The organism is Helicobacter sp., from assembly GCF_022511165.1.
Taxonomy (GTDB): domain Bacteria; phylum Campylobacterota; class Campylobacteria; order Campylobacterales; family Helicobacteraceae; genus Helicobacter_C.
This window is the reverse complement of the sequence record NZ_JAFLSB010000067.1, coordinates 1-4697: the sequence shown is the minus strand read 5'-3', so window position 1 is coordinate 4697 and position 4697 is coordinate 1. Positions and strand designations below refer to the sequence as shown.

The following is a 4697-nucleotide window of genomic DNA, read 5'->3' as shown; positions in this document are numbered from 1 at the left end:
TAAAATGAACATCTTGTGTGTGATATGATTGTGTTTGCAAAGAATGTAGCATTGCTAAAGTCGCATCTTTGCTGCCGTCATTGATAAAAATAAGCTCCGCCTTTGTATGAGGATATTTCTGTCTTATCTGCTCTATCACGGCAAATATAGCTTCACAAAATGCCCCTAGATTTGATGCTTCATTATAGCAGGGGCAAACAAGAGAAAGCTTTGCCACAATTAACCTCCTATCCCAAAAATCTCTTTCTTCTCTATTTAGCTTTCGCAGGGGATTATAGCATATTTTAGAATCTAGCGCACCCTAAAGACATAAAAATGCAGGGGCAGCACATAATGATTCTGCAAAAGATTATTCCTACTTCATCTTAAAAGTGCAAAAGACAAAAATAATCCTATACTCTTTACGCTCCCACTTAAAAAAGCTTGAGCTTATAAGGACAAATACATAGGCAGGGAGCAAATAACTATTAATTTAACGCAGCATACACTGACTCACTGCCCCAAATTCACATTAAACAGGGAGGGAGATAAGGAGCTTTTGGTAAATACCGCATAGATATAACACCCTCCCTACAAAGGTGCAACATCTACCCAATCAAAGATAAATATTTTATTCTCATCTAAAATTTCTTTCTCTCTATATCCTCTAAGATTCCATCTGCTATGGTGGTTACTTTATGGGTGGTTTCGTTGGTGCTATGGACGACTTGGACATTTTCGTGGGTTACTTCCTCAAGCTGGGTGATTGATTCATTGATTTGAGAAAGCCCCTCTGTTTGCTCTTTAATCGATTCACTCATTTCATTTACGCTTTGGACTAAGACATTGACATTGCTTTCTATCTCTCCTAGGGATTTTGTGGTTTTTTCAGCAAGTTTTCGCACTTCATCAGCCACCACCGCAAAGCCTCGCCCGTGCTCTCCTGCGCGCGCTGCCTCAATAGCAGCATTCAAAGCTAGGAGGTTTGTTTGCTCTGCAATATCCTTAATCATATCCGCGATATTGCGTATATCATTTGCCTGTGCTGCGGCATCTGCAGTTTTATCATTAATACCTTGCATAGAGGAGCTTATCTCCTCGATAGCTTTCGCGGATTGCTCAAGCGAGCTTGCTTGGGATTTGGAGCTATCGGCAAGTTTTTGCATAGAGGATTCAAGCTCTGCTGTTTGGACATTAAGCTCTTTGGCAAAGTTTAGATTCGCCTCTAGCATCTTTTTAATCTCATACCCTAGCGTGTTTGCAACCACCTCTACCCTGCCTTTTGCATTCTGCACCTCTGTGGTAAAATCAAGCTGTGCATAGGAGTTAAACACTCGGGCTATTTCATTAAGATTGCCCCCTATCTCTTGCTCAAGGGTATCAAGCATTGTATTAAGCACCTCTTTAAGCTCTACTAATTGAGGATTGGAGGGATTATAAGTAATGCGGACTGTTAAATTTCCATCTTCTACTTCTTTAGCTGTTTGTGCTGCTTGAGCGATGACTTCTTTGTCTTGGCTAAGAGAGGCTTTAGTGCGCTCTATATTGTGATTAATCGCTTTTGCCATAGCACCAAACTCATCATTAATATTATAAGCAATCACACTGATATTATCATTCTTGTGATTAATGAAATCAAAGAAAGAATCTAGCCCCTTTTGAATAACATTTAGAGGTCTTAAGAAATACCCAATGACAAATGCCAAACTTGCCATAATAATTATCATAAAAGCAACGGCGAAGAGAATCTGACGCCAAAGGATATTTGAGAGCATCTCTTGATAATCTTGCACAGCATTTGAAGAACACATCAGCCATTCATTTGTATCAAGCATACATACAGCAAGTCGGGATTGGTTATTTAAAGTGTAAGCAATAAAATCTGTGGGTTTGTTGTTATATGCTTTTGTTTGAGTATAGAGAAACTGCATATTCTCAATGACTTTTGCATCTTCTGTCATTACAAGCTTTGCATTAGAATGGCTCATTACATTGTATTCGCTATCGACAAGAAAAAATGAGGTTGTTCCACTTCCCACTTCTTTGAGCGTAGAAATCGTTTCTTGCAATTCTGTAAGAAATATATCTCCACCTACTACTGCCACTAAGTTGCCATTAATATACACAGGGGCAAAAACGGTAATACAAAGCTCTCCTGTGGTAACATCAATATAAGGTGAGGTATATCCTGCCTTACCCATTTGCTTTGCCTGCATATACCAAGGGCGCACACGAGCATCAGTATCTGGGCGTCTGCGAGGTGTGTTATTGGAATCAACATCGGTTATTAAAAAATATCCATTTTCTTCTATGCCCACGATAATAGCGGCAAGGTGGCTATATGGCAAAGCATTTTTGAGCATATTTTGGATATTTTCTACTGATAAATCCCCATTTTTTTCAATTTCTTTGGCAAAAATTTCAATCGTGCCAAGTTTTGCACCAAAAAACTCGTGGATAAAATTCATACCATTTTGAATAGATTCTTGCTTACCAACAGCGATATTATCAAAGGTATCTTGCCTAGAAGTATAATAATTTGAAGCAATAAAAATACTAAAGCCAAATCCTAGCACAATAAAACTAAAGACGATGATTTTTTTTACAATCATTTAAGCTCCCCCTCATATTAGACAAAATACATCATAATAATTATACATAAAAAAAAAAAAAATAAAAACTTTATAAAACAAAATGATTGTAAAAAACCATAGTCACCTATCGCTTTTTAGGCATCAAGATATATCTCATAAAGAGCTACTTTGTTAGAGTGCTAGAATCCACTCTTTTTTAGATAAATTTTTAAGAGATAAAGAAAAAATCGCATAGATTCTAAGAATCCTAAAGCACGAGATTTTTAGAATCTCCCTCGCTTGCCTGAATTGATTTTATTTGATTCTTGATATGAGTTTAGATTCTAATGTGAAGTTATAATTACAAGTTTATCAGATTCTTTTATTCTTTTTTATAAGGAAGTGAATAAGCAGATTTTAAGGCGACAAAGTATAAATAAAACCAAAAAATAGAGGAAGTAAATGAGTGCAGAAGATAAAGTGAATATGCGCAAAGATTCTCTTTCTAAGCTCTTTTTTTATTTTTTTATCCCTAATTTATGTGCGATGCTCGCTCTCTCTACTTATTCAACAATTGATGGTATTTTTGTGGGAAAAAAGCTAGGGGAAGATGCTTTAGCAGCGATTGGCTTGTGTTGGCCTGTATTTCCTGTACTCATTGCCTTTGAGCTTCTTTTTGGTTTAGGTGCGGCTTCTATTAGTGCATATTTTTTAGGCAAAGGACAAGATCATCGTGCAAGATTAATGTTTAGCTCGGTGTTTTATTTTGCTACTTTCTCTTCAGTGATTATTGGTGGGTTACTTTTTGTGTATGTGGAGGAAGTAGCAGCTCTGCTTGGTGCGAGCGGACGCGTAACCTCTTATGTAGTGGAATATTTGGAAGTCATTTTTGTAAGTGCGGTAATTATTGTCTTGCACCCTTTGCTTGATGTTTTTGTGATTAATGATAAGCGCCCTATTCTCGCAATGATGGCGATGATAAGTGGCTCTGGGCTTAATATCATACTCAATTACATATTTCTTTTTGAGCTTGAGCTTGGGATTTTTGGCTCTGCTTTGGCAACAGCTTTAGGGCATAGTGTGGGGGCGTGCATACTGCTGACACATTTTATGCGTAAAAGGGGGCGTATTTATCTTGTGAGAGCTTTTCATTTCAATGCTGTTTTGGCTTCGGCAAAAAATGGCGTACCTCAAAGCATTTCCGAGCTTAGTGTGGCGTTTGTAATGGTTTTATTTAATCATACACTTAAATCTCTTGCAGATTCTGAATCTTTGCGTGTGAGTTATCTTGCAAGTTATAGTATTATAATGTATGTGGGCGTGGTGTTTTTTACGATTTTGCTCTCTTGTGCGCAGGGGGTGCAGCCTATCGCAAGCTATAATTATGGGGCAAATGAAATGAAGCGGGTAAGGCATATTTACGCCTTTGGTGTGATATTTGCAACTTTTTTGGGAATCCTTGCTTATATTCTATCAATGAGCATTGATCATTTTCTTGTGAAGCTTTTTTTAAAAGAGGGGCAAGAGGCAATTTTAGAGCCAACGCTTGAGGCAATGAAAGTGTATTTTATAGGCTATATCTTTGTGGGATTTAATATTGTAAGTGCTATCTTTTTTCAATCTATTCAGCGCCCAAAAAGCTCTTTTATTATCACTCTTTCGTATAATTTTGTGTTTATTGTGCTTTTGCTTTTTATTTTATCGCATTGGTATGGGGTTTTTGGCGTGTGGCTTTCTTATCCGCTTTCGCTTTGCTGCTCAAGTGTGGTTGTCATAGGTGTGATTATCTATGAATATCGTTATGGTGTGCTTGGCAAGAGATAGGATATTTTTAACTTATGTCAATATTTTTTTACTCACTTTGCCCTAAGATACCACAACTTTACAAGGGAGAATCTAATGGAGGCATTTTATCCTTATTTCCTTACATTGCATTTGCTTTGTGCGATAATATTTTTGGGTTATATTTTTACTGATGTGGTGCTACTCTCGCCACTAAGGAAGATTCTAGGCGATGAGATTGCCGATAAGGTTACGGATAAAGCTTTTTCCGGGTTCTCCGATAAGAGAAGAAAAGAGATTATGAAAAATCTCACTCTCATATATGAGAATTCATTATGAATCCCGGTAATTCCCGGTACTTTA

General features: G+C 37.3%; 3 protein-coding genes and 1 pseudogene. 2 read left to right on the top strand and 2 right to left on the bottom strand.

All coding sequences use genetic code 11. The annotated features are described in order from the left end of the window. Both J1E28_RS07540 and J1E28_RS07535 read right to left on the bottom strand, forming a co-directional pair. On the bottom strand, positions 1-217 hold a 217-nt coding region (locus J1E28_RS07540), incomplete at its 3' end, for a glycosyltransferase (protein ID WP_291028386.1). Positions 218-620: 403 nt separating this feature from the next. Next, on the bottom strand, positions 621-2591 hold the full coding sequence (locus J1E28_RS07535) for a methyl-accepting chemotaxis protein (RefSeq protein ID WP_291028383.1): 1971 nt from the start codon (positions 2589-2591) through the stop codon (positions 621-623). 423 nt (positions 2592-3014) lie between these two features. Here J1E28_RS07535 and J1E28_RS07530 point away from each other — a divergent pair, with 423 nt between their 5' ends. After that, positions 3015-4376, top strand: coding sequence for an MATE family efflux transporter (locus J1E28_RS07530; protein WP_291028381.1), 1362 nt, complete (start codon positions 3015-3017; stop codon positions 4374-4376). Between the two features lie 75 nt (positions 4377-4451). After that, positions 4452-4586, top strand: a pseudogene (locus J1E28_RS07525) (copper resistance protein CopD); the annotation flags it as partial. Between the last annotated feature and the right edge of the window lie 111 nt (positions 4587-4697).

What these genes read in the sequence shown, in the direction of transcription:
- J1E28_RS07535 (WP_291028383.1), bottom strand. Translation starts at nt 2,591, where the DNA reads ATGATTGTAAAAAAAATCATCGTCTTTAGTTTTATTGTGCTAGGATTT.
- J1E28_RS07530 (WP_291028381.1), top strand. Translation starts at nt 3,015, where the DNA reads ATGAGTGCAGAAGATAAAGTGAATATGCGCAAAGATTCTCTTTCTAAG.